This window comes from Phycicoccus sp. M110.8 (assembly GCF_032464895.1).
GTDB lineage: Bacteria > Actinomycetota > Actinomycetes > Actinomycetales > Dermatophilaceae > Pedococcus.
In genome coordinates, this window is sequence record NZ_JAWDIC010000001.1 from 817,911 (window position 1) to 843,507 (window position 25,597).

The 25,597-nt window shown below is 73.9% G+C and carries 24 protein-coding genes; 12 read left to right on the forward strand and 12 right to left on the reverse strand.

Translation table 11 applies throughout. The features are described from left to right. Genes RKE38_RS03835 through galK form a run of 3 tightly spaced genes read left to right on the forward strand, consistent with a single transcriptional unit; the run spans position 1 to position 3,094 of the window. The gene (locus RKE38_RS03835; protein WP_316006120.1) at positions 1-807 is read left to right on the forward strand and encodes a DeoR/GlpR family DNA-binding transcription regulator; all 807 of its coding nucleotides are present in this window, start codon (positions 1-3) and stop codon (positions 805-807) included. After that, positions 804-1,934, forward strand: coding sequence for a galactose-1-phosphate uridylyltransferase (gene galT / locus RKE38_RS03840; RefSeq protein WP_316006121.1), 1,131 nt, complete (start codon positions 804-806; stop codon positions 1,932-1,934). The genes RKE38_RS03835 and galT overlap by 4 nt, the downstream gene beginning before the upstream one ends. Then, positions 1,931-3,094, forward strand: coding sequence for a galactokinase (gene galK / locus RKE38_RS03845; RefSeq protein ID WP_316006122.1), 1,164 nt, complete (start codon positions 1,931-1,933; stop codon positions 3,092-3,094). The genes galT and galK overlap by 4 nt, the downstream gene beginning before the upstream one ends. Positions 3,095-3,213: 119 nt before the next feature. On the opposite strand, the gene RKE38_RS03850 is transcribed toward galK, so the two are convergent. Further along, positions 3,214-4,017: an exodeoxyribonuclease III gene (locus RKE38_RS03850; RefSeq protein WP_316006123.1), complete on the reverse strand. Its 804-nt coding sequence runs from the start codon at positions 4,015-4,017 to the stop codon at positions 3,214-3,216. A gap of 49 nt (positions 4,018-4,066) precedes the next feature. Between RKE38_RS03850 and RKE38_RS03855 the strand changes: the two genes are divergently transcribed. Next, positions 4,067-5,620 carry a S10 family serine carboxypeptidase-like protein gene (locus tag RKE38_RS03855; RefSeq protein ID WP_316006124.1) on the forward strand — a complete coding sequence of 518 codons (1,554 nt, stop codon included), beginning with the start codon at positions 4,067-4,069 and terminating at the stop codon, positions 5,618-5,620. A 10-nt stretch (positions 5,621-5,630) separates the two neighbouring features. Here RKE38_RS03855 and RKE38_RS03860 read toward each other — a convergent pair whose 3' ends face one another. Further along, positions 5,631-7,232 carry a polysaccharide biosynthesis tyrosine autokinase gene (locus RKE38_RS03860; protein WP_316006125.1) on the reverse strand — a complete coding sequence of 534 codons (1,602 nt, stop codon included), beginning with the start codon at positions 7,230-7,232 and terminating at the stop codon, positions 5,631-5,633. A 44-nt stretch (positions 7,233-7,276) separates the two neighbouring features. On the opposite strand from RKE38_RS03860, the gene RKE38_RS03865 reads away from it, so the two are divergent. The 3 genes from RKE38_RS03865 to RKE38_RS03875 are packed head-to-tail and all read left to right on the forward strand — an operon-like array spanning position 7,277 to position 8,743. Then, positions 7,277-8,173: a hypothetical protein gene (locus RKE38_RS03865; protein ID WP_316006126.1), complete on the forward strand. Its 897-nt coding sequence runs from the start codon at positions 7,277-7,279 to the stop codon at positions 8,171-8,173. Next, complete coding sequence (locus RKE38_RS03870) at positions 8,170-8,430, forward strand: hypothetical protein (RefSeq protein ID WP_316006127.1); 261 nt, start codon at positions 8,170-8,172, stop codon at positions 8,428-8,430. The genes RKE38_RS03865 and RKE38_RS03870 overlap by 4 nt, the downstream gene beginning before the upstream one ends. Continuing rightward, positions 8,423-8,743, forward strand: a complete 321-nt coding sequence (locus RKE38_RS03875) for a PqqD family protein (RefSeq protein ID WP_316006128.1) — start codon at positions 8,423-8,425, stop codon at positions 8,741-8,743. Before RKE38_RS03870 ends, RKE38_RS03875 begins: the two co-directional genes overlap by 8 nt. Here RKE38_RS03875 and RKE38_RS03880 read toward each other — a convergent pair. Continuing rightward, the gene (locus tag RKE38_RS03880; protein WP_316006129.1) at positions 8,740-9,219 is read right to left on the reverse strand and encodes a hypothetical protein; all 480 of its coding nucleotides are present in this window, start codon (positions 9,217-9,219) and stop codon (positions 8,740-8,742) included. The two genes, RKE38_RS03875 and RKE38_RS03880, sit on opposite strands and share 4 nt — an antisense overlap. A gap of 271 nt (positions 9,220-9,490) precedes the next feature. Between RKE38_RS03880 and aqpZ the strand changes: the two genes are divergently transcribed. Then, positions 9,491-10,282, forward strand: coding sequence for an aquaporin Z (aqpZ, locus tag RKE38_RS03885; RefSeq protein ID WP_316006130.1), 792 nt, complete (start codon positions 9,491-9,493; stop codon positions 10,280-10,282). A 133-nt stretch (positions 10,283-10,415) separates the two neighbouring features. Further along, positions 10,416-12,626: an NADP-dependent isocitrate dehydrogenase gene (locus tag RKE38_RS03890; RefSeq protein WP_316006131.1), complete on the forward strand. Its 2,211-nt coding sequence runs from the start codon at positions 10,416-10,418 to the stop codon at positions 12,624-12,626. 141 nt (positions 12,627-12,767) lie between these two features. Here RKE38_RS03890 and RKE38_RS03895 read toward each other — a convergent pair whose 3' ends face one another. Then, a complete protein-coding gene (locus RKE38_RS03895) occupies positions 12,768-14,249 on the reverse strand; it encodes a cryptochrome/photolyase family protein (protein ID WP_316006132.1) in 1,482 nt (493 codons plus the stop codon). A gap of 214 nt (positions 14,250-14,463) precedes the next feature. Here RKE38_RS03895 and RKE38_RS03900 point away from each other — a divergent pair, with 214 nt between their 5' ends. Beyond that, positions 14,464-14,952, forward strand: a complete 489-nt coding sequence (locus RKE38_RS03900) for a DUF2867 domain-containing protein (RefSeq protein ID WP_316006133.1) — start codon at positions 14,464-14,466, stop codon at positions 14,950-14,952. A 15-nt stretch (positions 14,953-14,967) separates the two neighbouring features. Here RKE38_RS03900 and RKE38_RS03905 read toward each other — a convergent pair whose 3' ends face one another. The 3 genes from RKE38_RS03905 to RKE38_RS03915 are packed head-to-tail and all read right to left on the reverse strand — an operon-like array spanning position 14,968 to position 17,152. Next, a complete protein-coding gene (locus tag RKE38_RS03905; RefSeq protein WP_316006134.1) occupies positions 14,968-15,462 on the reverse strand; it encodes a hypothetical protein in 495 nt (164 codons plus the stop codon). Positions 15,463-15,495: 33 nt separating this feature from the next. Next, positions 15,496-16,128, reverse strand: a complete 633-nt coding sequence (locus RKE38_RS03910; RefSeq protein ID WP_316006135.1) for a hypothetical protein — start codon at positions 16,126-16,128, stop codon at positions 15,496-15,498. Further along, positions 16,121-17,152 carry a GNAT family N-acetyltransferase gene (locus RKE38_RS03915; RefSeq protein WP_316006136.1) on the reverse strand — a complete coding sequence of 344 codons (1,032 nt, stop codon included), beginning with the start codon at positions 17,150-17,152 and terminating at the stop codon, positions 16,121-16,123. Before RKE38_RS03915 ends, RKE38_RS03910 begins: the two co-directional genes overlap by 8 nt. Positions 17,153-17,298: 146 nt before the next feature. On the opposite strand from RKE38_RS03915, the gene RKE38_RS03920 reads away from it, so the two are divergent. Next, the gene (locus RKE38_RS03920) at positions 17,299-18,288 is read left to right on the forward strand and encodes a malate dehydrogenase (protein WP_316006137.1); all 990 of its coding nucleotides are present in this window, start codon (positions 17,299-17,301) and stop codon (positions 18,286-18,288) included. 143 nt (positions 18,289-18,431) lie between these two features. Here RKE38_RS03920 and RKE38_RS03925 read toward each other — a convergent pair whose 3' ends face one another. From RKE38_RS03925 to RKE38_RS03945, 5 genes are all read right to left on the reverse strand, one after another. Further along, positions 18,432-18,701 (reverse strand): DUF3017 domain-containing protein, encoded by a 270-nt coding sequence (locus RKE38_RS03925; protein WP_316006138.1) that lies wholly within the window; start codon positions 18,699-18,701, stop codon positions 18,432-18,434. Positions 18,702-18,713: 12 nt separating this feature from the next. Then, positions 18,714-19,604 carry a bifunctional methylenetetrahydrofolate dehydrogenase/methenyltetrahydrofolate cyclohydrolase gene (locus RKE38_RS03930; RefSeq protein ID WP_316006139.1) on the reverse strand — a complete coding sequence of 297 codons (891 nt, stop codon included), beginning with the start codon at positions 19,602-19,604 and terminating at the stop codon, positions 18,714-18,716. Between the two features lie 80 nt (positions 19,605-19,684). Beyond that, positions 19,685-21,097: a DUF1116 domain-containing protein gene (locus tag RKE38_RS03935; RefSeq protein ID WP_316006140.1), complete on the reverse strand. Its 1,413-nt coding sequence runs from the start codon at positions 21,095-21,097 to the stop codon at positions 19,685-19,687. Next, a complete protein-coding gene (locus RKE38_RS03940; protein ID WP_316006141.1) occupies positions 21,094-22,863 on the reverse strand; it encodes a hypothetical protein in 1,770 nt (589 codons plus the stop codon). Before RKE38_RS03940 ends, RKE38_RS03935 begins: the two co-directional genes overlap by 4 nt. Beyond that, positions 22,860-23,669: a DUF2877 domain-containing protein gene (locus RKE38_RS03945; RefSeq protein ID WP_316006142.1), complete on the reverse strand. Its 810-nt coding sequence runs from the start codon at positions 23,667-23,669 to the stop codon at positions 22,860-22,862. Before RKE38_RS03945 ends, RKE38_RS03940 begins: the two co-directional genes overlap by 4 nt. A gap of 66 nt (positions 23,670-23,735) precedes the next feature. Between RKE38_RS03945 and RKE38_RS03950 the strand changes: the two genes are divergently transcribed. Beyond that, positions 23,736-25,475 carry a PucR family transcriptional regulator gene (locus RKE38_RS03950; protein WP_316006143.1) on the forward strand — a complete coding sequence of 580 codons (1,740 nt, stop codon included), beginning with the start codon at positions 23,736-23,738 and terminating at the stop codon, positions 25,473-25,475. The last annotated feature ends 122 nt before the right edge of the window (positions 25,476-25,597 follow it).

Genomic DNA, 25,597 nt, shown 5'->3' on the forward strand with positions numbered 1-25,597 from the left:
GTGCTCGCCAGCCAGCGCCGCAGCCGGATCGCCGACCTCGTCGAGCAGACCGGCGCCGTCCGGGTGTCCGACCTCGTCGCCGAGCTCGGCGTCTCGGACATGACGATCCGGCGCGACATCGACCAGCTGGCGGACCAGGGGCTGCTCGAGCGCGTCCACGGCGGCGCCGTCGCGGTGAGCACGCCGACCAGCGAGGAGCCGGGCTTCCGCGCGAAGTCGACGCTGATGACCGCCCAGAAGCGGGCCATCGGCGAGGCCGCGGCCGCCCTGGTCGAGCCGGGGTCGTCGATCGGCATCTCGGCGGGGACCACGACCTACGAGCTCGCCCGTGCGGTGCGTGCGGTGCCGGACATCACCGTCGTCACCAACTCGGTGCCCGTCGCCCAGCTGCTGCACGAGTCGGGCACCCCCGGCCAGACCGTCGTCCTCACCGGTGGGATCCGCACGCCGTCCGACGCCCTGGTCGGCCCGGTCGCGGTCGCGGCCCTGCGCTCGCTGCACGTCGACCTGCTCTTCCTCGGCGCCCACGGCGTCGACGCCGGCGCCGGCCTCACCACCCCCAACCTCGTCGAGGCCGAGACCAACCGGGCCCTGGTCGCCTGCGCCCGCCGGACGTGCGTGCTCGTCGACCACTCCAAGTTCGGCGTCATCGGCCTCAGCACCTTCCTCGACCTCGACCAGGTCGACGTGCTCGTCACCGACGACGAGCTGTCCCAGCGGGCCCGGGCGACCGTGGCCGACGTGGTGGACACCCTCGTCGTGGCCCGCGACCACGGCCGCACCGAACGACGGGAGGGCACCGCATGACCGCCCACGGTGAGCGCGTCCGCGTGCGCCGCACCAGCCGCACGCTGGCGGACGGCCGCGAGATCATCTACTTCGACGACAGCCCGGACGCACCGCCGCGCGAGGCGGTCGACGGCCGTCCCCTCGGCCCCCGGGCCAGGGCGGGCCAGGTCCGCTACGACGCGCTGGTCGGCGACTGGGTGGCGATCGCCGGGCACCGCTCGAACCGCACCTTCCTGCCCCCGAAGGACGAGTGCCCGCTGTGCCCGACCGGCACCGGCACGGTCCCGTCCGAGGTGCCGGAGAGCTCGTACGACGTCGTGGTGTTCGAGAACCGGTTCCCCTCGTACGCCCCGGTGTCCGACTTCGTCCCGGAGGTCCACTCCGACCTGGTGCGCTCCGGTCCCGCCCTCGGCCGCTGCGAGGTGGTCTGCTTCACCAGCGACCACGACTCGACGTTCGCGGAGCTGAGCCCGCAGCGCGCCCGCACGGTCATCGACGCCTGGGCGGACCGCACGGCGGCACTCGGGGCCGTCCCCGAGGTGGAACAGGTGTTCTGCTTCGAGAACCGCGGCCAGCAGATCGGCGTCACGCTGCACCACCCCCACGGGCAGATCTACGCCTACCCCTACGTCCCCCAGCGCTCGGCCGCGATCCTCGCCCGGGCCCGCGAGCACCACGCCGCCACCGGGCGGCTGCTCGGCGCGGACCTGCTCGAGGCCGAGCGCCGCGACGGCCTGCGGGTCGTCCTCAGCGGGCAGCACTGGACGGCATACGTGCCGTATGCCGCGCGGTGGCCGGTCGAGGTCCACCTCGCCCCGCACCGCGACGTCCCCGACCTGCCCGCACTCGACGACGACGAGCGCGACGAGCTCGCCGTGCTCTACCTCGACCTGCTGCAGCGGCTGGACCGCTACTACTCGAAGAAGGACGGACGCGACGTGCGACTGCCGTACATCGCCGGCTGGCACCAGGCCCCGGCGAAGGAGGGGCGGGACGTCTCACGGCTGCACCTGCAGGTGATGTCGGTGCTGCGCTCGCCCAGCAAGCTGAAGTACCTCGCCGGGTCCGAGTCGGGTGTCGGCGGCTGGGTCAACGACGTGTCGCCCGAGGACATCGCCGCCCGGCTGCGCGAGGTGGGTGCATGAGCACCGAGTCGGCCTCCGCGGTCTTCCGCGACGCCTTCGGCGCCGAGCCCGAGGGCGTCTGGTCGGCCCCGGGCCGGGTCAACCTCATCGGCGAGCACACCGACTACAACGGCGGGCTGTGCCTGCCGATCGGCCTGCCGCAGCGGACGTTCGCGGCGGTGCGCCGTCGCGACGACGGGCTGCTGCGCATGGTGTCCGCGCAGGGCGGGGACGTCGTCGAGGTCGCCCTCGACGACGTCGGCCCCGGGAAGCCCGAGGGCTGGGCGGCCTACGTCGCCGGGGTGCCGTGGGCCCTGCGCCGGGCCGGGCACGAGGTGTCGGGCCTCGACGTCGCCGTCGACGGCAGGGTGCCGCTCGGAGCGGGCCTGTCGAGCTCGGCCGCCCTCGAGTGCGCGGTGGCCGCAGCCGCCTCGGACCTCTTCGGGCTCGGCCTGCTCGCGGACGCGGCGGGGCGCACGGCCCTCGCCGCTGCGTGCGTCGACGCCGAGAACACGATCGCCCAGGCCCCCACCGGCGGCATGGACCAGTCCGCCGCGATGCTCGCCGAGCCGGGCCACGCCCTGCTCCTGGACTGCCGCGACCACCACACCGAGCAGGTGCCCTTCGACCTCGTCGAGGCCGGTCTCGCCCTGCTCGTGGTCGACACCCGGGCCGAGCACGCGCTGGTCGACGGCCAGTACGCCGAGCGGCGCGACAGCTGCGAGCAGGCGGCCCGCGAGCTCGGCGTGCCGACGCTGCGCGAGGTGGCGGTCGAGGAGCTCGACGACGCGCTGGGCCGCCTCTCCTCCGACCTGCTGCGTCGCCGGACCCGGCACGTCGTCACCGAGATCGACCGCGTCGTGCAGGCGCGGGAGGCACTGCGGCACGACGACTTCGAGCGGCTCGGGGCCTTGTTCCTGCAGAGCCACGCCTCGATGCGCGACGACTTCGAGATCTCCGTCGACGAGCTGGACACGGTCGTGGAGACCGCGGTCGAGGCCGGGGCGCTCGGCGCCCGGATGACCGGCGGCGGCTTCGGCGGCTCGGCCATCGCCCTGGTGCGGGCCGACGCCGTCGACGCGACGACCGAGCGGGTGGAGGCGGCGTTCGCGCAACGTGGCTTCCGGGCGCCCCGGGCGTTCGCCGTGACCGCCTCGGGCTCCGCCGCGCGGGACTCCTAGACGGGCCTGCCCGGCCGGCCGTCCAGCCCGGCCGGGCAGTGCCACCTCCCTCCGCCGCGCGGCGCGGGGGACGCCCTAGCGCGGGTGCGGCCACGCAGTGTCCACCCAGGGGGGGTCGGTCAGCCGAGGTCGTAGTCGACGACCATCGCGGCGTGGTCGGACCAGCGCTGGTCGTAGGCCGCGGCACGGCCGGCCCGCGCCGCGGTGGCCCGGGCCGCCAGCGCGCGGCTGGCCACCTGGTAGTCGATGCGCCAGCCCGCGTCGTTGTCGAACGCCTTGCCGCGCCACGACCACCACGTGTACGGGCCCGGCCCGGGTCCGTGGAGGCTGCGGTGCACGTCGACCCACTCCCCGTCCGCGAACCAGTGGTCGAGGTAGGCCCGCTCGTCGGCCAGGAAGCCGGACTTGGTGAGGTTGCCCTTCCAGTTCTTGAGGTCGTCCTCGCGGTGGGCGATGTTGAGGTCGCCGGTCACGACGGCGAGCGCCCCGGCGGCGGCCCACTCCATGAGCCGGACCGTGATTGCGTCCAGGAACCGGTACTTCTCCTGCTGCCGGGGCGTGCCGGCCTCCCCCGTGTGCACGTACGTCGAGGCCAGCGTCACCGTCCCGGACGGGGTGACGACGTCCGCCTCGACCCACCGGCCCGCCCCGTCGAAGTCGCGGGTGCCCACCGACGTCGCCACGCGCAGCAGCGGGTTCCGGCTCACCACCGCGACACCGGCGCGGCCCTTGGCCTCCGCCTCGGTGTGGGCGACGTGCCAGTCGCCGAACCCGCCGGCCTCCAGGGCCTGCGCGAGCTGCTCGTCGGAGGCGCGCACCTCCTGCAGGCAGAGGACGTCGGGCTCCTGCTCGGCCAGCCACTGCATGCCGCCGCGACGAGCGGCGGCTCGAACTCCGTTGACGTTGGCCGAGATCACACGCACTGGCCCATTCTCCGCGACCCGCGCCACCTCCCCGCACTAGGGTGCAGCCATGGCCGACGACGCCGCACCCACGACCACCTCCACGCCCGCCTCCACACCCGACGAGACCGCCAGGGCGGAGGGCTCCTCGACGACGACCACGACCGACACGACGACGGTCACGACGACCCCGGCCCCGCCGCAGGACGACCTCGTCACCACCCGGCACACCCTCGCCGTGGGTCGGCGCCGCCTGCACTACACGGCCACCACGGGCCGCGTGGTGCTGCGGGAGGAGGTGTTCGAGGACGACGTCTTCAAGGGGCTGCACGCCAAGGCCGAGCTCAGCATCACGGCATACGTCGTCGACGCCCCGGCGGGCACGAACCGGCCGGTGACCTTCGCCTTCAACGGCGGCCCCGGCTCGAGCTCGATGTGGCTGCACCTGGGGCTGCTGGGTCCGCGGCGCGTCGACTCCGGCGACGCCGGGGCCCTGACCCCGCCGCCGTACGGGCTCCTGGACAACCCGCAGTCGCTGCTGGCCGTCTCCGACCTCGTCTTCATCGACCCGGTGTCGACGGGCTTCTCCCGCGCCGTGCAGGGCGGGAAGGCCAAGGACTACCACGGCTTCACCGGGGACATCGAGAGCGTCGGCGAGCTCATCCGGATGTGGACGAGCCGCGAGAACCGTTGGCTGTCACCGAAGTTCGTCGCGGGTGAGTCCTACGGCACCGTCCGGGCCGCCGCCCTGGCCGAGCACCTGCAGAGCGCGCACGGCCTCTACCTCAACGGCGTCATGCTCATCAGCTCCGTGCTGGACCTCGACACGGTCGAGTTCGAGTACCGCAACGACCGCGCGTACGTCGACTACCTGCCCACCTACGCCGCGACCGCGCACCACCACGGCAAGCACGGCCGCAAGGCGCTGCGCACGGTGCTCGCGGAGGCCGAGGAGTATGCCGCGCGCGACTACCCGTGGGCACTGGCCCGGGGGTCCCGCCTCACCGCCGCGGAGCGGGCAGAGCACGTGCGGCGGCTCTCGGAGCTGACCGGGCTGTCGCCGGAGTACGTGGACCGGGCGGACCTGCGGGTCGAGCACGTCCACTTCCTCACCGAGCTGCTGCGCGACCAGGGCCTGGCCGTCGGACGGCTCGACACCCGCTTCACCGGCCCCCTCCACCACCGCAACGCCGCCACGTGGGACGCCGACCCGTCGATGGACGCGATCCTCGGGTCGTACTCGGCCGCGCTCAACCACTACCTGCGCCAGGAGCTGGGCTACCGGCACGACCTCGCCTACACCGCGAGCTCGTCGCGGGCGTACAAGGAGTGGTCGTTCAAGGAGTTCGAGGGCAAGCCGGTCGACGTCAGCGCGAAGCTGTCGCGGGCGATGCGGGCCAACCCCCACCTGCAGGTGCACGTGTCCTACGGGTACCACGACGCGGCCACGCCGTACTGGGCGGCCGAGGACGCCGTGGCGCACCTGGACCTCACGCCCGACCTGCGCGCCAACATCGAGCACGCCTACTACGAGGCGGGGCACATGATGTACGTGCACGAGCCGAGCCGGCTGGCCCAGAGCGCCGACCTGGCCGCGTTCGTGACCCGCGCCAGCAGCCGGTGAGGGCCCCGGCCTAGGCCGAGCGCCCGGTCACGGTCTGGACGAGCGCGGCGTCGACGTGCGGCACATCCCCACCCAGGCCGCGCGCGGGCCTGGAGGGGCGGCGGTCGGCCGGAGTGCCTCCACCGTGAGCAGCCGTCGCGGCCGCGACCTCTCCGCCGGTGCGGTCCGGACCGGCGGACGGCAGCTCGAGGTCGTCGGGCTCCAGGGCCGCCACGGCCACCGGTCGGGACGTGCCACCACGGCCGTAGTAGCCGCCGTAGTGCCCGCTGTCGGTCGAGCGGGGCGCGACACGGTTGAGCACGACGCCGAGGGTCCGGCCCTGGACCGCGTCGAGGTTGCCGAGGGCGGCACCCAGCTGGCTGTCGAGCGTCTGGCCGGCCGTGGCCACCACGAGGGCACCGTCGGCCGAGGCCGTCAGGACAGCCGCGTCGGTGACCGGCAGGAGGGGCGGTGCGTCGACGATCACCGTGTAGCCGCGGTCGGCCAGGCCTCGCAGCAGGCGACCCATCGCCTTGGACCCCAGGAGCTCGCTGGGGTTGGGCGGCGTGCCGCCGGCGGCCAGGACGGTGAGGTTGGGCAGCGAGCCGACACCCTGCGCCACGTCGGAGAACCGCACCCGCCCGATGAGGACGTCGGTGAGGCCGGCGCCCTCGACGAGGCCGAACGACTCGGCCACGACCGGCCGGCGCAGGTCACCGTCGATGAGGACCACCCGGCGGTCCGAGAGCGAGAGGGCGGCCGCGAGGTTGGCGGCGACGCTGGACTTGCCGTCGCCCGGCAGCGGGCTGGTCACCACGATGATGCGCGGCGGGTTGTCGATGTCCATGAACTGCAGGTTGGTGCGCAGCTTGAGGAACGCCTCCGCGGCGTGGGCGGGGTCGTCGGGGCGCTCGGCACCGACGACGAGCGGCACGAGGTCGCCGTCCTTGCGGACCATCGCCTGGCTGCGCGGGATGGTGGCGGCCACGGTGACCCCGAACATCCGCTGGACGTCCTCCGCACGGCGGACCTTGCGGTCGAGCTGGCTGCGCAGCACGGCATACCCGAGGCCCAGCAGCATCCCCGCGGCGAAGCCCATGCCGACGTTGCGGGTGAGGTTCGGCGAGATCGGGGCCGTGGGCAGCGAGGCCGACTCCACGGGCTCGAGCCGCAGCGCCTGCTGGGCGGTCCCGCCCGGGTCCTCGACCTTGCGCACCTGCTCGCTCAGGGCGCGGACCCAGGCGTCGGCCAGGTGCTGGGCCCCGAGCGGCGACGCGGCGCGCGCGCTGATCTTGATGAGCACGGTGTCGGTCGGCTGCGTGACGCTGACCTGTCCGATGAGCGCGGCGGGCGACGCCGTCAGGTGCAGGTCGTCGATGACCGCCTGGGCGGTCGCACGGGAGGTCGCGAGGTCGACGTAGGACGCGGCGCGCGACTTGGCCAGGCTGTCGCCGACCGAGGCCTCACCGGTCGTCGTCGCGGACCCGGCGGAGACGAAGCCGCTCGCGTCTGCCTGGTACACCTTCGGCGTGGCCAGGCTCAGCCCGGCTGCCGCGCCGATCCCCATCAGGACGAAAAGCGCGACCCCGCGCCAGTAGGCCCGGACCACGCGCAGGTAGTCGGTCAGCTCCATGCGATCGCCCCCCTCGCCGTGGACCGTCCTCTACCCTGCGAGCTGTGACCGACGAGAGGGGTGCGGCCCTGCGCACCGCCGTGTCGGCCATGGGTGTCGTGGTGGGCATCGAGGTCACCGGTGCCAGAGCCGCCGAGGTGCTGGCGCGCGTGCCCGAGCTCTGGGCGCACTGCCGCGCCGACGACGAGGCGGAACCCGAGACGGTGGTGCCGGTCCACTTCGACGGCCGTGACGACGCCCCCGGCGGCAAGGCGGACGACGATGCAGTCGGCAATCCGGACAACACCGAGGGCGAAGATGCCGACGCCCGCGGCCCGGTCCGTCACCGCACCGAGCCCGTCACCGCGCCCGACCTCGAGGACCTGCTCCAGCTGCTGACGCAGCGCATCACGGTCGCGGCCATCGACGCCCTCGAAGGCCGTCACCTCATGCTGCACGCCGCGTGCCTGGCCGACCCCACCACGGGCCGGGCCGCCGTCTTCGTGGCGCCGGGCGGCACGGGCAAGACGACCCTGGTCCGCACGCTGGGCCCCGGCCGCTGGTACGTGACCGACGAGACCGCGGTCATCCGCTCCGACGGCAGCATCGAGCCGTACCCCAAGCCGCTGTCCGTGCGACGCAAGCCCGGCAGCGCCTGGAAGAACGAGACGGCTCCGGGCGGCGCCGGCCTGGTGCCGCCGGCCGGTCCGGTACACATCGTGGCTCTGTCCATCCTGCGGCGCGACGACGCGCACAGTGGCGCCCCGGCCGTGACGACGCTGGGCACGCTCGACGCGGTCGTGGAGCTCACGCACCACGCGTCGCACCTGCCGTCGCTCGACCGGCCCCTCCAGCGCGTCGCTGCGCTGGTCGAGTCCCTCGGTGGAGTGCATTCGGTGACCTATCGGGAGTCCGCGGATCTCGCGGAGCTGGTGGACGGCTGGCTGGCGGTGCCCCGGTGAGGGCTCGCCGGCTGCCGGTCGCGGACCGCGTGGACCGCGACGGGGAGTCTGTGGTGCTCGTGGGCCGTGAGGTCGTGCGCCTCTCGGCCCTGGCCACGGCGCTCCTCGACGAATGCTGGGACTGGGCCGAGGAGGAGCGGCTCGTGGCGGTGCTGGTGGACCGGTTCGGACCCCCGCCCGACGGCGGCGACCCGGCGGTCCTGGTCGAGGAGGCCCTTGCCACCCTCAGCGAGCACCGGCTGGTGGAACGTGGCTGAGGGCCGCTGGCGGCGCTGCCCCGAGGTCGCGGTCGTCGACCGCGGTTCCCGGGTCGTCGTGCTCCCGCTCGCGGACCCCGCCGCCGGCCGCCCCCTGGTGCTCGAGGGGCCGGCGTCCGCCGTGTGGCACGCCTTGGACGAACCGGGGACGAGCCGCGAGGTCGCGGGGCGAGTGGCCCACGCGGTGGGTGTCCCCGCCGCCGAGGTGGAGGCCGACGTCGCCAGCTTCCTCCTGCAGCTGGCGGCCGTCCGTGTCGTCGAACCCCCGCCCGACGACACAGACGCCACCCCCGCCACCACGAGCTCCTGTTAAGGCTTCTTGGGTGCGACGACTTTGTTCTTGATGACGACGCCCACGGCGGTCTTCACGGCACCGTTGAGCACGTAGGTGACGTCGACAGTCATCGCAGCATTGTTGTCCGGACGCTCCAACATGAAGGTCACGGTCGCGGTCGTCCCGCTCGTGGCACTGAAGGACTGCACCTCAGTGGGGAGCGTGATCCACGGTCCCTGGGTGATGTCCTGGATCTGAATGGTGTTCGTCCCAGTGACACCGCTGAAGCTGAAGGTGAACCAGACCTGCCTGTTGGGCCCGTCAGCCTCACCCTTCTCGCCCCACACCGCGGCCAGGGCCGTGCGGTCGTTCGCGGGCGTCTGCGATCCGACGTCGGCCGGCGCGGCGACGGCCGCGAGGACGACGGGGACGGACCACGCCGCCCCCAGGTTGACGGTCCGTCTGCTGACCAGACCGGTGTCGGCGGCGCCCACCCTGCTGGGTCGCTCGTCCATGTTCCACCCCTTGTCCGGGACCCCCGCAGGTCCCTCTCGTGTGGACCCATCGTGGCGGCTTAGTCAAAGGAATGCCTCGCTTTGGTAAAGAAAAGGTAAGGAGGACTGTCCGGTTCGCCCGGGTTGGGGCTCATTCATCCGACGTATGCGGCGATCCTGCCCTCGTCCGTTCGGCTGAGGCGCGCGTCGGGGGTGTGCGAGGCGCCGCCGTGCGGGACAGTGGTCCCGACCGGGCCCGCCGGGGGGCCCGCCGTACCGGGAGGGACACCCCATGCGCATCCCCGCACTGCGCTCACGCCTGGCCGCCGAGGCGCTGGGCACGTTCTGGCTCGTCTTCGGGGGCTGCGGCAGCGCGGTCTTCGCGGCGAAGTTCCTGGCCCCCAACGTCGTCGCCGGCCAGAGCGTCCAGCTCGGCATCGGCTTCCTCGGCGTGGCCCTGGCCTTCGGGCTCACCGTGACGACCATGGCGTATGCCGTGGGCCACGTGTCCGGCGCGCACTTCAACCCCGCAGTCACCCTGGGCGTCGCCGTGGCCCGGCGGTTCCCCTGGCGCGACGTCCCGGCATACGTGGTCGCCCAGCTCGTGGGCGGGCTGCTGGCCGGGCTCGCCCTCTGGGGTGTCGCGCGCGGGGTCCCCGGCTTCAGCGCCACCGGTCACCTGGCAGCGAACGGCTACGGCGACCACTCCCCCGGTGGGTACACGCTCGTTGCGGTCCTGTGCGCGGAGGCGATCCTCACCGCCTTCTTCCTCTACGTGATCCTCGGAGTGACCGACGAGCGGGCGCCCGTGGGCTTCGCTCCCCTGGCGATCGGCCTGGCCCTGACGCTGATCCACCTGATCTCGATCCCGATCAGCAACACCTCGGTCAACCCGGCCCGCTCGACCGCGGTCGCCTTCTTCAACGGCGATGGCGCACCCGGCCAGCTCTGGGCGTTCTGGGTGGCGCCGCTACTCGGGGCCGCCATCGCCGGGGCGACGTACCACCTCGTCACCGGCATCGACCGCCGCGACGAGGACATCACCGGCGTCGTGGACCCCGAGGACCTCACACCGGTCGAGTGAGGGCGAGTGAGGGCACCTGCGCCCGGGCTCCGGGTTCCCCGACGCGGGCCGCTCCGGTAGGATTTGTCTTGACATCAAGATAATCGGCACGACCCAGCGAACGACCACACAGCGAGGAGCGTCCACGCGCACCATGGCCACGATCATCTACACCCTCACCGACGAGGCGCCGATGCTGGCGACCTACTCGTTCCTCCCCGTCATCGAGGCCTTCGCCGGCACCGCCGGGGTCGACGTCGAGACCCGTGACATCTCCCTCGCCGGGCGCATCATCGCCGCCTTCGACGACCAGCTGCCGCAGGAGCAGCGCATCGGGGACGCCCTGGCCGAGCTCGGCCAGCTCGCCACCACCCCCGAGGCGAACATCATCAAGCTCCCCAACATCTCGGCCTCGGTCCCGCAGCTCAAGGCCGCGATCGCCGAGCTGCAGGCGCAGGGGTACGGCCTCCCGGCATACCCCGACGAGCCGCGGACGGACGCCGAGAAGGACGCCCGCGCGCGCTACGACAGCGTCAAGGGCAGCGCCGTGAACCCCGTTCTGCGCGAAGGCAACTCGGACCGCCGGGCGCCGGAGTCGGTCAAGAACTACGCCCGCAAGCACCCGCACTCGATGGGTGCGTGGTCGCCCGACTCGAAGACCAACGTCGCCACGATGGGCCAGGACGACTTCCGCTCCAACGAGCAGTCGGTCGTCATGCCCGCCGCCGACACGCTCACCATCCGGCTCGTGACCGACGGCGGCACCACGGTCCTCAAGGACGGCCTGAAGGTGCTCGAGGGCGAGGTCGTCGACGCGACCGTCATGCGCGCCGCGGCGCTCGACGCGTTCCTGCGCGAGCAGGTCGCGCGGGCCAAGGCCGAGGGCGTGCTGTTCTCGGTGCACCTCAAGGCCACGATGATGAAGGTCTCGGACCCGATCGTCTTCGGCCACGTCGTGCGTGCCTTCTTCGCCGACGTGTATGCCGAGCACGGCGACGCGCTGCTCGCGGCCGGCCTCGACGGCAGCGCCGGCCTCGGCGCGGTCCTCGCCGGGCTCGACGCGCTGCCGAACGGCGCCGAGATCAAGGCTGCGTTCGACCGCGCCCTCGCCGACGGCCCGGAGCTGGCGATGGTCAACTCCGACAAGGGGATCACCAACCTGCACGTGCCGAGCGACGTCATCGTCGACGCCTCGATGCCGGCGATGATCCGCACCTCGGGCCACATGTGGGGACCGGACGGCCAGGAGCACGACACGCTCGCCGTCATCCCCGACTCGTCCTACGCCGGCGTCTACCAGGCCGTGATCGAGGACTGCCGGGCCAACGGCGCCTTCGACCCGACCACCATGGGCTCGGTGCCGAACGTCGGGCTCATGGCGCAGAAGGCCGAGGAGTACGGCAGCCACGACAAGACGTTCGAGATCGCCGAGGCGGGCCGGGTCGAGGTCGTCAACGCGGCCGGCGACGTGCTCATGTCGCACGACGTTCAGCCGGGCGACATCTGGCGCGCGTGCCAGACCAAGGACGCCCCGATCCGCGACTGGGTCAAGCTGGCCGTGACGCGCGCCCGCGCCTCGCAGACGCCGGCGGTGTTCTGGCTGGACGAGACCCGCGCGCACGACGCCAACCTCATCGCCAAGGTCAAGGCGTACCTGCCCGAGCACGACACCGAGGGCCTGGACATCTCGATCCTGTCCCCGGTCGAGGCGGCGACGCTGTCGGTGCAGCGGATCCGCAAGGGCGAGGACACCATCTCGGTGACCGGCAACGTGCTGCGCGACTACAACACCGACCTCTTCCCGATCCTCGAGCTCGGCACCTCGGCCAAGATGCTCTCGGTCGTCCCGCTCATGAACGGTGGTGGCCTCTTCGAGACCGGCGCCGGCGGCTCGGCGCCGAAGCACGTGCAGCAGCTCGTGGCCGAGGACTACCTGCGCTGGGACAGCCTCGGTGAGTTCCTCGCGCTGGCCGAGTCCTTCCGCCACGAGGCCACCACGACCGGCAACGCGCGGGCGCAGGTCCTCGCCGACACCCTCGACCGTGCGACCGGCACCCTGCTCGAGGAGAACAAGTCGCCGGCCCGCAAGGTCGGCCAGATCGACAACCGCGGCAGCCACTTCTACCTCGCCCTCTACTGGGCGCAGGAGCTGGCGGGGCAGACCGAGGACCCGGCGCTGGCCGAGGCGTTCGGCCCGGTCGCCGAGGCCCTGACCTCGAACGAGCAGAAGATCAACGACGAGCTGCTCGCCGTGCAGGGCCACCCGGCCGACATCGGCGGGTACTACCGGCCCGACGCCGAGAAGGCCGCTGCGGTCATGCGCCCGTCCGCGACGTTCAACGCGGTGCTCGCCGACCTGCGCTGATACCGCAGGCGGCCCAGCGCCGCCGCACCTCACGAGATTTGGGGGTGCAGGAGTGACGGATGCGTCACCCCTGCACCCCCAAGTCGTGTCCGGAGGCGCGAGTCGTGCCCGGGACCGAGGCGTATGCCGGGAGGCGGCGGCTCAGGGAGCGGCGGCGCCGCGGCGGCGCTCCTGCTCGACCACGTCGTCGAGGTCGGCGAGCCGGTGCCGCTGCTGCAGCGGCCGGGCCATCCGCAGGTTGCCCTCGAGCCGGTCGGCGGTCCGGTCGAGGAACGCCCAGTAGCCGGCCGTGAACGGGCAGGCGCGCTCGCCGACGCGGACCTTCGGGTCGTACCGGCAGCCGCCGCAGTAGTCGGACATGCGGTTCACGTAGGCGCCGCCGGAGACGTACGGCTTGGTCGCCATCGCGCCGCCGTCGGCGTGCTGGCTCATGCCGACGACGTTGGCCGGCATGACCCAGTCGTACCCGTCGACGAAGCGCGTCTGGAACCACTCGGTCAGGGCGTCGGGGTCGTAGCCGCGCTGCGCCGCCCAGTTGCCCAGCACCATCAGCCGCGGGATGTGGTGCACCCAGCCCCGGTCGCGCACGCCCTCGAGCACGTCCCGCAGACAGGCCGCCTCGACCGCGTCGGCGTCGAGCTCGTCGAACCAGGTCGGCAGGGACCGGCGGGCAGCGAGCGCGTTGCGCCGGCGGTAGGTCGGCCCGAAGTGCCAGTAGAGCTGCCAGACGTACTCGCGCCAGCCGACGACCTGGCGCACGAACCCCTCCACCGAGGCCAGCGGCGCGCTGCCGTCGTGGTGTGCCGCGACGGCCCGCTCGGCAACCTCGACCGGGTCGAGCAGGCCGAGGTTCATCGGCACGGACAGCAGGCTGTGCGCCATCGCCCAGTCGCCCTTGAGCATCGCGTCCTCGTGCGGCCCGAAGGCGGGCAGCCGCTCGGTGACGAACCGCTCGAGCGCCGCCAGGGCCTCGCGCCGGGTGACGGCGAACAGGCGTGGGCCGTCACGGCCGACCGTGACCAGCCCGTCCTCGCGCTCCCACCGGTCGAGGTCCTCGCGGACCTGCGCGTCGATGTCGTCCTCGCGCGGCCGGTACGGCGCCGGCACGTCGAGCCGGTCGGCACCCTTCGGCGGCGGCTCGCGGTTGTCCGCGTCGTACGACCACGACCCGCCGACCGGGCCGTCGCCCTCGAGCAGCAGCCCGAGCCGGCGGCGCTGGAACCGGTAGAAGTCGTCCATCCGCAGCTGCCGTCGGCCGTCCGCCCAGGCCCGGAACTCGCTGCGGGGCAACGAGAACCCGGGTGTCGGGTCGACGCCCTCGACCGTGCCCACCTCCACCTGGCGCCGCACGAAGCGCTCCGCCGACCGCGACGTCGGCTCGTAGACGCGCACGGGCCCACCCACCTCGGCGAGCGCCTCGGCATACGTCGTCGTGCGCAGGAGCACCGCGGAGTCGCCGAGCTCGGCGGCGCGGTGCCGCAGGGCCGACAGGACGAGGTGCAGCTTCTGCCGGTGGTAGGTGCGGCGGCCGAGGGCGGCGCGGCTCTCGACGAGCAGCACACCGTCCCGGCCGACGTCGAAGTGCGGGCCGAGCTGGTCGGCGAACAGCCACCGCCGCGTCATGGTGTGGTCCAGGCCGGTGTGGTCCTGGCCGGTGTGGTCCTGGCCGGTGTGTTCCCGGCCGGTGTGGTCCTGGCCGGTGTGTTTCCGGCCGGTGTCGTCCTGGCCGGTGCAGTCCTGGGTGGCGCGGTCCTGGCCGGAGTCGTCCTCACCGGCTCAGTCTCTGCGACACCGGCGCACCCGGCACGTCCGGGCACGACGCCGTAGCGTGGGCGCGGTGGACCTCCCCGACCTCACGGCGCCGCTGCGCGGCGCGCACAGCGGCACCGCCGACGTGCCGGTCGACCGGCTGTGGCGGGTCGTCACCTCGGTCGGCGGCGACACCGGCTGGTTCACCCCCGAGCCCGTGTGGGCCGCCCGGTGCGGTGTGGACCGGCTGCTCGGTGGACCCGGCCGGCGCCGTACCCGGCCCGACCGGCCGCCGCGCGCGGGTGACCTGCTCGACTTCTGGCGGGTCGAGGACGTGGTGGCCACGGGACCGCGCCGGCGCCTCGTCCTCAGCCCACTCACGAAGCTGCCGGGCACGATGCAGCTGGACCTCGAGGTGGACAGGGAGGCGCCCCGGCGCAGCCGGCTCACCGTCCGGCACGTCTTCACCCCGTCCGGGCCGGCCGGGCTCGCCTACGGCCTGACGACCGCTGCTGGGGACCAGGCCCTGTACGCATGGATGCGCACCGCCATGCTGCGGGCCGCGGAGAACGGCTGACGCGCAGCCCTGGTGTCAGCTCCGCTGCTCGACGCGGCAGCCGAGCGCGGTGAGGATGGGCGTCCACGTGCGCCGCAGCGGCCCACCCGAGGACGCCAGCTCCGCGGCGCCGTCGGCCGCCTCCCCCAGCGCTGCCAGGCCGGCCAGGGCGTCGAGCAGGCCGTCGCCGCCACCGCCGCCGGCCATGCCACCCGCGAGCCCCGGGACGGGCATGCCGGCGGCCTTGAGCTGCTCGACCTGGCGCGTGGTGAAGTTCGGCGACCAGTTGGCTCCGTGCCGCTGCAGCGCGAGGCGACGGCCACCGTGGGTCAGGTGCATCAGCCCGAACCGGCTGAACCGCGCCGACACCTCCGTCGCCGGGGCGTCCAGGAGCACGCGGTCCTTGTGGTCGACGAGGCGCATCCGCCGCTCGGCGACGGTGAGGACGGCGGGGTGCAGGACGAGGTAGTTGCGGTACCTCGGCCGGACGTAGAACCCCTGCGTGACCGTCAGCTCCCCCACGTCGCCCATGGGGCCTCACCCTATGCGGGCCCGGGTCGCGACTCAGGCGCGGCGCTCCATCCACACCTCACGACGCACCGAGTCCAGCCACTCCCGGTCCTCGTCGGCGCCGTTGGCGACGACCCACGGCGCGACGCTGTCGAGGTCGCGCAGCAGCTCCCGCTTGCGGTCCGGGATCGCCGCGGCGACCGCCGCGTCCATCGTCGAGAGGACCCGACGCGTTCCCTCGTCGTACTGCGGGCCCGGCCCCCGTGGGTTGCGCTTGGACAGGTCCTTGCGGAGCCGCTTGAGCATGACGTCGACGTACGCGCGCACCAGCTCGAGTCCCAGGTCGGCCCGGCCGCCGGCGGCGAACAGGTCGAGCACGTCGCTGGCTGCCTCGTCCGGCCAGGGCTCGGTGCTCCACTGCCTGCGCACGCGGGTGGTGTGGTACCTCAGCAGCGGCTCCCACGCCTGCTCCGCGGCATAGCGCCGCTGCAGGGGCAGCCGGAGCGCCCAGTCGACGTCGAGGAACAGCGCCCGGGCGAGGTCGAGCGACCCCTCGTCCTCCCTCACGGCCCGGGAGGCCGCGGTGCTGATCCGCTCGAAGTCCACCCTGAAGTCGCGGAACCGCGGCTGCGCCTGCGCCACGAGCCGGTCCCCGAGCGCCGAGAGCTCGGTCGACGGGTCAGTCACCAGTGCCCAGCTGGAGCTTGTAGCCCTCGTGCGAGCCGACGAAGCCGAGCCGCTCGTAGAACCGGTGCGCGTCGGTGCGGGACTTGTTCGTCGTGAGCTGGACCATCCGGCAGCCCCGCCGGCGGCTCTCCTGCACGACCCACTCCATGAGCCGGCCGCCGAGCCCGCTGCCGCGCCGGTCGGACGCGATGCGCACGCCCTCGACCTGTGCGCGCCAGGCGCCGCCATGGGAGATGCCCGGGATGAAGCTCAGCTGCAGGGTCCCGACCACCTGGCCGGCGTCGTCGAGGACGACCAGGAGCTGGTTGGGGTCCGCGTCGATCGCCGCGAGCCCACGCCGGTATGCCGTGAGGTCGCCCTCGTCCTCCCGCGTCGCCCCGAGCCGGTCGTCGGCCAGCAGGTGCACGATGGCGCGGAGGTCCGCCTCGCGCGCCCGGCGCACGACAACCTCCCGGTCCCCGACGCGCAGGGTGGCGAGGACCTGGTCGCGGGCCGGCCGCCCGGCATCCCCGTCCTGGCCGCCGGTGGAGGTGTCGCCGGTGGAGTCGTCGCCGGTGGCGAACCAGACCCGGCCGCCGTGGGTGAGGGCGCGGTCGAGCCGGACCCGCGAGCGCTCCATCATCGGCGAGGGCAGGGCGTCGGGGGCGAACCAGCCGACCTCGAGCGACTCGTCGTCGTTGACCCGGGCCTCGCCGGAGACGTAGGTCGCGAGGAAGCACAGGTCGAGGTACTGCGCCCGGTCGCCGTTGGGGTACTCGATCGGCGGGAGGGTCCAGACACCGGTGAGGGTGTCGACGGTCGCGACGACCCCGGTCTCCTCCTCGATCTCGCGGCGCAGCCCCTCGGCCGGCTGCTCACCCGGCTCGAGGATGCCGCTGACCAGCGCCCACTGGTTGTTGTCGGCCCGGCGGACGAGCAGGACCTCGCCGCGGTCGTTGCGGACGACGGCGCTGACACCGCTCAGCCACAGCAGGTCGGTGCCGACCCGCTCGCGCAGGGCCACGATGAACTCGGGGACGGGCATGGACCGACCCTAGCCACCCGGCATCCGCCCGACCGGGTGCGCCGCTCCGCGCCCCGGACGGGGCGGCAACCACCCGGTCGGCGCGCACGGCCATCCTGCTAGCGTCGGCCGCAGACACCCCACCAGCGACGCGAAGGGTCCCCACCGTGAGCACTACCCCCGTCAAGGTCGCCGTCACCGGCGCGGCCGGCCAGATCGGCTACAGCCTCCTGTTCCGCATCGCGAGCGGCTCGCTCTTCGGCCCGGACACCCCGGTCGAGCTGCGCCTGCTCGAGATCACCCCGGCGCTCAAGGCGCTCGAGGGTGTCGTCATGGAGCTCGACGACTGCGCGTTCCCGACCCTGGCGAAGGTCGAGATCGGCGACGACGCCGAGAAGATCTTCGACGGTGTCAACCACGCCCTGCTCGTCGGCGCCCGCCCCCGCGGCCCGGGCATGGAGCGCGGCGACCTGCTCGAGGCCAACGGCGGCATCTTCGCCCCGCAGGGCAAGGCCCTCAACAAGGTCGCGGCCGACGACATCCACGTCACCGTCACCGGCAACCCGGCCAACACCAACGCGCTCATCGCCATGAGCAACGCCCCCGACATCCCCCGCGAGCGCTTCTCCGCGCTGACCCGCCTGGACCACAACCGCGCGATCTCCCAGCTCGCGGCCAAGCTGCAGGTGCCGGTCACCGAGATCAGGAAGATGACGATCTGGGGCAACCACTCCGCCACCCAGTACCCCGACCTGTTCCACGCCGAGGTCTCCGGCAAGAACGCCGCCGAGGCCGTCGGCGACCAGAACTGGCTCGAGAACACCTTCATCCCGACCGTCGCCAAGCGCGGCGCCGCGATCATCGAGGCCCGGGGCGCGTCGTCCGCGGCGTCGGCTGCCTCCGCCACCGTCGACCACGCCCGCGACTGGGCGCTCGGCACGCCCGAGGGCGACTGGGTGTCGATGTCGGTCTGCTCCGACGGCTCCTACGGCGTCCCGGAGGGCCTGATCTCCTCGTTCCCCGTGACCGTCAAGGACGGCGCCTGGGAGATCGTCCAGGGCTTGGAGATCGACGACTTCTCGCGCGCCAAGATCGACGCCTCGACGGCCGAGCTGGCCGACGAGCGCGAGGCCGTCAAGGGTCTCGGCCTCATCTGACGCCCCGGGGGGCTCCTGCTCCCCTCGCGAAACGGCGGTTGCTCGGCATACCGCGGGTTGTTGTCCCGCGGGAAGCCGGGCAACCGCCGTTTTGCGTGGACGGAAGCACAGGGTGACGCCGGCGCGGCGGTATGCCGAGGGGCTCAGCCGCGGGGGCGCAGGTCGAGCACGTGGGTGATGACGGCCAGGCCGACGGCCAGCACGACGAGCGTCGCCACGTCGACGAACCGTGAGCGCACGGCGAGCCCTCCCCCGCGCCCGGCGGGCAGCACCAGGCGCAGCACCGCGGCGAGGCCGACACCCGCGGCCATGACGTAGCCGGCCAGCCGGACCTCACCCCGGGTGAACGCGTACAGCCCGAGCAGAAGGACCGGGGTGGCCACCCACCACCAGCCGAGCTTGGGCGGCGTCACGCGGTGACCGGGTCAGCCCGCAGCGGCGGCGCCGCGGCCACCCGAGGCTGCCTGGCGCTCTGCGGCGGCGACGATGTTGGACAGCAGCATCGCGCGGGTCATCGGGCCGACGCCGCCGGGGTTGGGGCTCACCCAGCCGGCGACCTCGGCCACGTCGGGCGCGACGTCACCGGCGACGACCGACCTGCCGTCCTCGGCCTCGATCCGGCTGACGCCCACGTCGAGCACGGCGGCGCCGGGCTTGACCATGTCGGCCGTGACGAGACCGGGCACGCCCGCTGCCGCCACGACGATGTCGGCCGTGCGCACCTCGGACGCGAGGTCGCGGGTGCCGGTGTGGCACAGCACGACGGTGGCGTTCTCCGACCGGCGGGTCAGCATGAGGCCCAGCGGACGCCCGACGGTGATGCCGCGGCCGACGACCGCGATGCGCGCCCCTGCGATCGGCACGTCGAACCGGCGCAGCAGCTCGATGCACCCGGCCGGGGTGCAGGGCAGCGGGGCGGCCTTGCCGAGGACCAGCCAGCCGAGGTTCGTCGGGTGCAGGCCGTCGACGTCCTTGACCGGGTCGACGCGCGACAGCAGCGCGAACTCGTCGAGCCCGGTGGGCTGCTGCACGAGGAACCCGGTGCACTCGGGGTCGGCGTTGAGCTCGTCGATGACCGCCTCGACCTCGGCCTGCGGCGTCCCGGCGGGCAGGTCGCGGCGGATCGAGGTGATGCCGATCTCGGCGCAGTCCTTGTGCTTGGCGCCGACGTACCAGCGGCTGCCGGGGTCGTCGCCCACGAGGACGGTGCCCAGGCCGGGCACGACCCCCTGCTCGCGCAGGGCCGCGACGCGGACCTTGAGCTCGTCCTTGATGGTCGCGAGGACCGCCTTGCCGTCGAGGATGCCTGCCGTCACGGACGCCCATCCTGCCACGGCACCACGCGCCGACCCGAGGCGCCCACGCGGGCAGGCCGGCACGGCATACGGAAGGCTCCTCAGTCCCGGGCCGGCACGGCGTCCGCGAGCGCGGCCAGGGCCGCCGGGAAGCACTCGGCCGGCGGCGTCACGAGTCCCGCGCCCACCTGCCCGGTGCCGGCGACCCGGCCGGCCATGCCGGTGTTGATCTGCGGCAGGATCCCGGTCCGCGCGACGGCCGCGACGTCGATGCCGGTGGGCGTGCCGCGGAACTCCAGGATGGGCACCTGGTATGCCGGGTGCTCGCCGACGGTGATCTCGTACATCGTGCGCGTGGCCTGCAGCGCCATCGGGACGTCGCCGCCGACGAACCGGACGATCGCCGGGGCGGCCGCCATGGCGAACCCGCCGATGCCCGCGGTCTCGGTGATGGCGGAGTCGCCGATGTCGGGGTTGGCGTCGTCGGGGCCGTAGTCGCCGAGAAAGAGGCCGTCGGGCGTGTTGGCCGGCCCGGTGAACCAGCGGTCGCCCGTGCCGGCGGTGCGGATGCCGAAGTCGGTGCCGTTGCGCGCCATCGTCGTGACGACGGTCGAGCCGGGGATGCCCTCCGCGGCCAGGGTCGACAGCTTGCAGGCGGGCATGCCGAGGTTGAGGAAGAAGTGCTCGTTGACGCCGGAGAACCGCACCGCCTCGGCGATGTCGGTCGAGCTGCCGTCGGCGGTGATGAGCGTCGGCAGCAGCTCGCGCAGCAGCATGAGCGACCCGGCGCGGTTGCGGTTGTGTCCCTCGTCGCCCATCTGGAGCATCTGGGCGAGGATCGCCTTGATGTCGACGGGGCCCCGCGCGCGCACGGCCCGCTGGAGCAGCGGCCCCAGGACGGCGTTCATCCAGTGCAGCCGGTCGATCACCTCGGGCCCGTACGCGCCGTAGCGCAGCACCTTGCCCAGCCCCTCGTTGAGCGAGCACCACGAGGTGTGGTCGTGCACCTCGTCGCGCAGCTCGTAGACCCACATCGACGGCGAGACCACGCCCGCCATCGGCCCCACCGCGTCCCGGTGGTGGCACGGCTCGAGGTCGTATGCCGCGGCCGCCAGCTGGCGTTCCGCTTCCTGCGGCGTGTCGGCCAGGCCCTCGAACAGGACGGCCCCGATGAGGGCGCCGCGCAGCGGGCCGGAGGCCCGCTCCCACTCGATGGGCGGCCCGGCGTGCAGGAAGGTGCCGCGCTCGAGGCCGAGCGCCTCGTGGGCCCGGCGGACGTCGACGAGGTCGGCGCCGGCGGCCGTCATCCGGGCGAAGGCGAGCGCGTTGGCCTCGGCCCGCCGTCGGTCGGCGAGCACGGTGACGAGGTGGCGATCGGTCCCCTCCATCGGCGGCTGCCAGTCGGCCTCGGTGACCGGGACGGCCTGGTCGCGCAGGGCGTCGGCGAACAGCCCCACCCCGGCCGTCGCGACGACCGGGTCCTCGGACAGCAGCCCGTGCAGTGGTGCGGTCACCGGTCCTCCCCGGGGGCGAGCAGCTCGACCGCGTGCCGGGCGGCGGCGGCGTTGGAGAGGTGGACGTGGGCACCGGCGGCACTGAGCTGGTCGGCACAGGCGAAGAGGTCCTGCGGGTCGCCGGGAGTCCCCGTCAGCGAGACGACGACGGGCAGCTCCCGGCCCGCCTCCGCCGCGGTCGCCCGGGCGGCCTCGATGGCCGCGGCGAGCTCGGGGGCCGGGTCGGGGTGGGCGCCGTGGCCGAGGACGAGGTCGAGCAGCAGCACCCCGCAGCCGGGGTCGGAGGCCTCGGCCGCGATCCGCTCCATCCGCAGGCTCGGGTCGATCATCGGGTGGGCGCGCCCACGGGTGAGCGCGTCGTCGCCGAAGTCGATGACGACGTGCCCGTCGGCGCGCAGGTCCGCCCCCAGGGCCAGGTCGGGCGACAGCGGGGTGTTGGAGCGGATCGGCCCGAGCGCCTCGCCCGCGACCAGCATCGCCTCGTCGGCGAGCGTCCCGCCGCAGAACAGCCCCCGCAGGAAGGTCTTTGCGCGATCCCGGCGGTCCTGACCGCCGCGATCGCTCAAAGAACTGCCCAGGGTCCAGGTCGGTGAGCCCAGGTCGCGGTCGGGCACGTCGGCGAGGGGATCCACGGCCTCCGGCCGCTCCGACGCCGCCGCGACCTGGGGCTCAGCGGCCTCCGGCTGCTCGCGGGCCTCGGCCTGTGCGGTGGCGTCCGGCTGCGCCGCGACCTCCGGCTGCGCCACGACCTCCGGCTGCGCCGAGGCCTGGGGCTCCGCGGCCTCCGGCGGCCATGGTCCCGACTCGAGGACGGGCCGCCAGCGGGGCGGCCAGCCCTCCCCGAGCTCGACGCCCGTCGCGGCGACGACCTCCTCGACGGCGGTCGTGAGGTCGGGACGCCCCGGCCCGAGCGTCGCCCAGTGGACCGGCACGGCCAGCCCCGCGGCATACGCCTCGAGGTCGGCGAGCACCTCGGGCGCCGGCGGCTTCGACACGACGACGATGCGCTCGGTCCCCTCGTCGGCGGCGAGCGCGGCGAGCGCCTGGCGGGTGGAGCGCCCGGCGACGGCGGTGGAGAGGTCGCGTCCGCCCACGCCCAGGCAGTGGCTGACGCCGAGGCCGGCCGCGTCCAGCAGCGCCAAGATCTGCTGGGCCCCCGTGCCGGACGCCGCCACGATGCCGACCGGGCCGCGACGGACGACGTTCGCGAAGCCCAGGGCGACGCCACCCACGACCGCGGTGCCGCAGTCAGGGCCCATGACGAGCACGTCGCGCTCGGCGGCGAGGTCCTTGAGCAGAACCTCGTCCTCCACCGGGACGTTGTCGGAGAACACCATGACCGACACGCCCCGGTCGATCGCGTCGAGGGCCTCGACCACGGCGTGCGGCCCGGGCACCGAGACGAGGGCGAGCGTCGCGCCAGCGGCGTCCACGGCCCGCCCCAGCGTGCGAGGCGGCGGCGTGTCGCCGAACCCTCCCGCCTGCTGTGACGCCGAGTGCAGGCCGGCGAGAGCCGTCGCGGCCGTCGCGAGCGCCGCCTGCACGGCGGCGTCGTCCTCCCCCCGGACGGCCAGCAGCAGGTCGTTGGGCCGGGCGTCCGCGGGCACCTCGAAGCCCATGCCACGGATGACGTCGACGTTGAGGTCGGTCGCCATCGCCACCTGGGCGGCCGTGACACCGGCGGTCGCGGCGACCTGCCGCGAGACCTGCATGAGGCTCACCGAGTCGTGGTACGCGCCGCGCCTCACCTCCACGTGGTCGGTCACGACGCCTCCTCCAGGGCAGGGACGGCAGCCGCTCCCGCGAGCTCGAGCGCCGAGACCAGTCCAGCGAGCAGGTCCCGGCCCGAGGAGTGACCCACCGCTGCCACCTCGCCCGCGGCCACAACGGCGCCACGGTCGTCGCCCCGCGCGAGGGCGGCGGTGAGCCGCACGACCTGGGGCACGGCATACCCGTCAGCCGCCTCGGTGAGCAGCGCGGCGGAGAGGGAGGTCGTCGCGCCCAGCTGCCGGCGCACGACGTCGCCCAGCGACGACACGGCGTCGAGCCGGCCCGCGAGCCGCAGGCCGAGGAGGACGCCGCACAGCACGTCGTCGCCGCTCGGGGTGAGTCCCGGGCCGGCACCCACGAGGGCTCCCACCGCCGAGACGGGGTCGCGTCCGTCCAGCACCAGCCCGGTCAGGTCGGCCGCGACCGCCCGCCACGCCGCGCTGCCCCGGTCGAGGCCACGGGGCACCCGGACCGGACCAGCGGCAGGCACCACCCGCCGCGGCTGCCAGGTGCGCACGGCCACGATGTCGGCCCCGGGCAACCGCACCCGGCCCGAGCCCACCTCGACGACGTCGCCGGACCGGACTCCCCACCCGGTCCGAGCCAGCCCCCGGCCGAGGACGAGGGACGTCGGCAGGCGCAGCCCGTCCGGCGTGACGACCGACAGCAGCGACGCGTCCACCTCGAGGTAGAGGGCGGCGGGGAACGCGGCCAGCACCGTGGCCGGGCGCAAGGACCCGCTGAGCGCCTGCGGAGAGCGGCACGACGCAGCCGCCGGCCAGGCCGTCGCGGGCAGGGACACCGACCGACCTCCGAGGGTTTGGCGGACAGGTCCTGCGACCGTATCCAGTGCGATTACAGTCCCCTCATGGTGAATGTTGCCAACGATCGCGGCCTGCGTGACGTGGAGTTGCCATCCGCGGCGGCAGCCGCCTCGCCCGCCGTCCGCGAGCTCGTCGCCGGGCTCTCGCTCGAGCGCCTGCTCGCCCTGCCGTCGCTCGCCGGGGTGCGGGTGGCCACCACCGCCCCCGACGTTTCCGCGGGCGCCGGCGCGGTCCTCACCCGGGCCAGCCTGCTGGGTGCTCCGCAGGCATCGGTGCCGCCGTGCGCAGGCCACCTCGTCGTCGTGCCCGCAGACGTCCTCGCCCGGCACGAGGCTCAGGGCCACGACGTCGTCGCGGCCCTGGCGAGCGCCGGGGCAGGAGCCCTGCTCGTGACCGGGGTCCCGGCCGCCACGGCCGACGAGCTCGAGGCGACGCGCGAGCGGGCGGCCCTGCACGGCATACCGCTGCTGCTCCTGGACGGCGGCGAACCCGACGCCGTGGTCACCGAGGTCCTCGGCGCCCTCCTCGACCAGCAGACGGCGATCCTCGCGCGCGTCGACGAGGCGCACCGCATCCTCGTCGACGTCGTGCTCGCCGGCGGCGGGCTGGAGGACCTCTGTGAGCGGCTGGCCGGCTTCCTCGGCGGCGCGGCGATGGTGACGAGCACCGACGGGCGGGTGCTCGCGGAAGCCGGGTCCGAGCAGGCGCTCACCGCCGCGCACGCCCTCGACTGCTTCGACCGGACCGGGCGGCTCGTGACCGAGCGCGAGGCCGTGGGCACCCGTCCGCCGGGCACCCCGGTCTCGGGACGAGCCCTGGTGCGCATCGTCGCCGGCGGGCTGGGCCACGGGCTGCTCGCGGCGTTCGTGCAGGACCGCAGCCTCACCGCGGACGACGTCCACCTGCTCGAACGCGCGGCGACGGTGGCGGCTCTGGCCATCACCAAGGAGCAGGCGGTGTCGGCGGTCGAGAGCAAGTACCGCGCGGAGTTCCTGCGTGACGCGCTGGCGGGGCGGGCGGGGGCACCGGCGGAGGCACTGCTGCACGCGGCGGCGCTCGGCTGGGACATCGACCGCCCGCTGGTCGTCGTCGTCGCCGAGACCTACGAGGACGACGAGCACACGACCCGCACCAGCGAGGAGGTCACCGACCTGCAGCAGCGCTTCTCCCGGGCGTGGAGCCGCGCCATGGCGGTGCGCGACCCGCGCGCGCCGGTGATGGGTTTCAGCCAGGAGGTCGTCGCGCTGTTCGCGGTGCCGGGCGACGCCGACACCGACACGGTGATGCGGTCGGTCGGCGAGGTCGTCCGCGTCGTGCGCGGCGACGGCGGTGGCGGGCGCCGGACCTTCTCCACCGGGGTGTCCCGCCCGGTCGAGTCGCCGGCCGACCTGCCGCGGGCGTACGAGGAGGCGCTCAGCGCCGTGAGCGTCGGCCGCCAGCTCAACGGTGACGGCTCGGTCGCGCACTTCGACCAGCTGGGCATCTACCGGCTGCTCGCGCTCGTGCCGGACAGCGCCGACCTGCGCCGGTTCGTCGAGGAGGCGCTCGGACCGCTCGCCGACGACGACGTCCCCGAGCACGCCGACCTGCGCACGACGCTCAGCATCCTCATCGACACCAACATGAACGTCGCCGAGACCGCCCGGCTCTTGTTCTTCCACTACAACACGCTGCGCTACCGCATCGCCAAGCTCGAGCGCATGCTCGGCCCCTTCACCACCGACCCGCAGCTGCGGCTCAAGCTCGCGCTGGCCCTGAAGGTGCACCAGATGCGCGGCATCTGACTCCGCCGGACCGCCTCCTCCGCGGATGGCAACAATTGCCCAACGCAGGTGCTGTCCCGGCCGCTAGGTTGCCGCCTAACCTGCAGGGACCGTATGCCGCGTGCCTGCCGGGCACGCGGTCC

Excerpts from the sequence above, each read along its gene's own strand:
- RKE38_RS03855 (WP_316006124.1), top strand. The coding sequence starts at position 4,067 with ATGGCCGACGACGCCGCACCCACGACCACCTCCACGCCCGCCTCCACA.
- RKE38_RS03950 (WP_316006143.1), top strand. The coding sequence starts at position 23,736 with ATGGTGAATGTTGCCAACGATCGCGGCCTGCGTGACGTGGAGTTGCCA.
- RKE38_RS03905 (WP_316006134.1), bottom strand. The coding sequence starts at position 15,462 with ATGGGCGACGTGGGGGAGCTGACGGTCACGCAGGGGTTCTACGTCCGG.
- galT (WP_316006121.1), top strand. The coding sequence starts at position 804 with ATGACCGCCCACGGTGAGCGCGTCCGCGTGCGCCGCACCAGCCGCACG.
- RKE38_RS03915 (WP_316006136.1), bottom strand. The coding sequence starts at position 17,152 with ATGCCCGTCCCCGAGTTCATCGTGGCCCTGCGCGAGCGGGTCGGCACC.
- RKE38_RS03860 (WP_316006125.1), bottom strand. The coding sequence starts at position 7,232 with ATGGAGCTGACCGACTACCTGCGCGTGGTCCGGGCCTACTGGCGCGGG.
- RKE38_RS03895 (WP_316006132.1), bottom strand. The coding sequence starts at position 14,249 with ATGACGCGGCGGTGGCTGTTCGCCGACCAGCTCGGCCCGCACTTCGAC.
- RKE38_RS03880 (WP_316006129.1), bottom strand. The coding sequence starts at position 9,219 with ATGGACGAGCGACCCAGCAGGGTGGGCGCCGCCGACACCGGTCTGGTC.
- RKE38_RS03890 (WP_316006131.1), top strand. The coding sequence starts at position 10,416 with ATGGCCACGATCATCTACACCCTCACCGACGAGGCGCCGATGCTGGCG.
- galK (WP_316006122.1), top strand. The coding sequence starts at position 1,931 with ATGAGCACCGAGTCGGCCTCCGCGGTCTTCCGCGACGCCTTCGGCGCC.
- aqpZ (WP_316006130.1), top strand. The coding sequence starts at position 9,491 with ATGCGCATCCCCGCACTGCGCTCACGCCTGGCCGCCGAGGCGCTGGGC.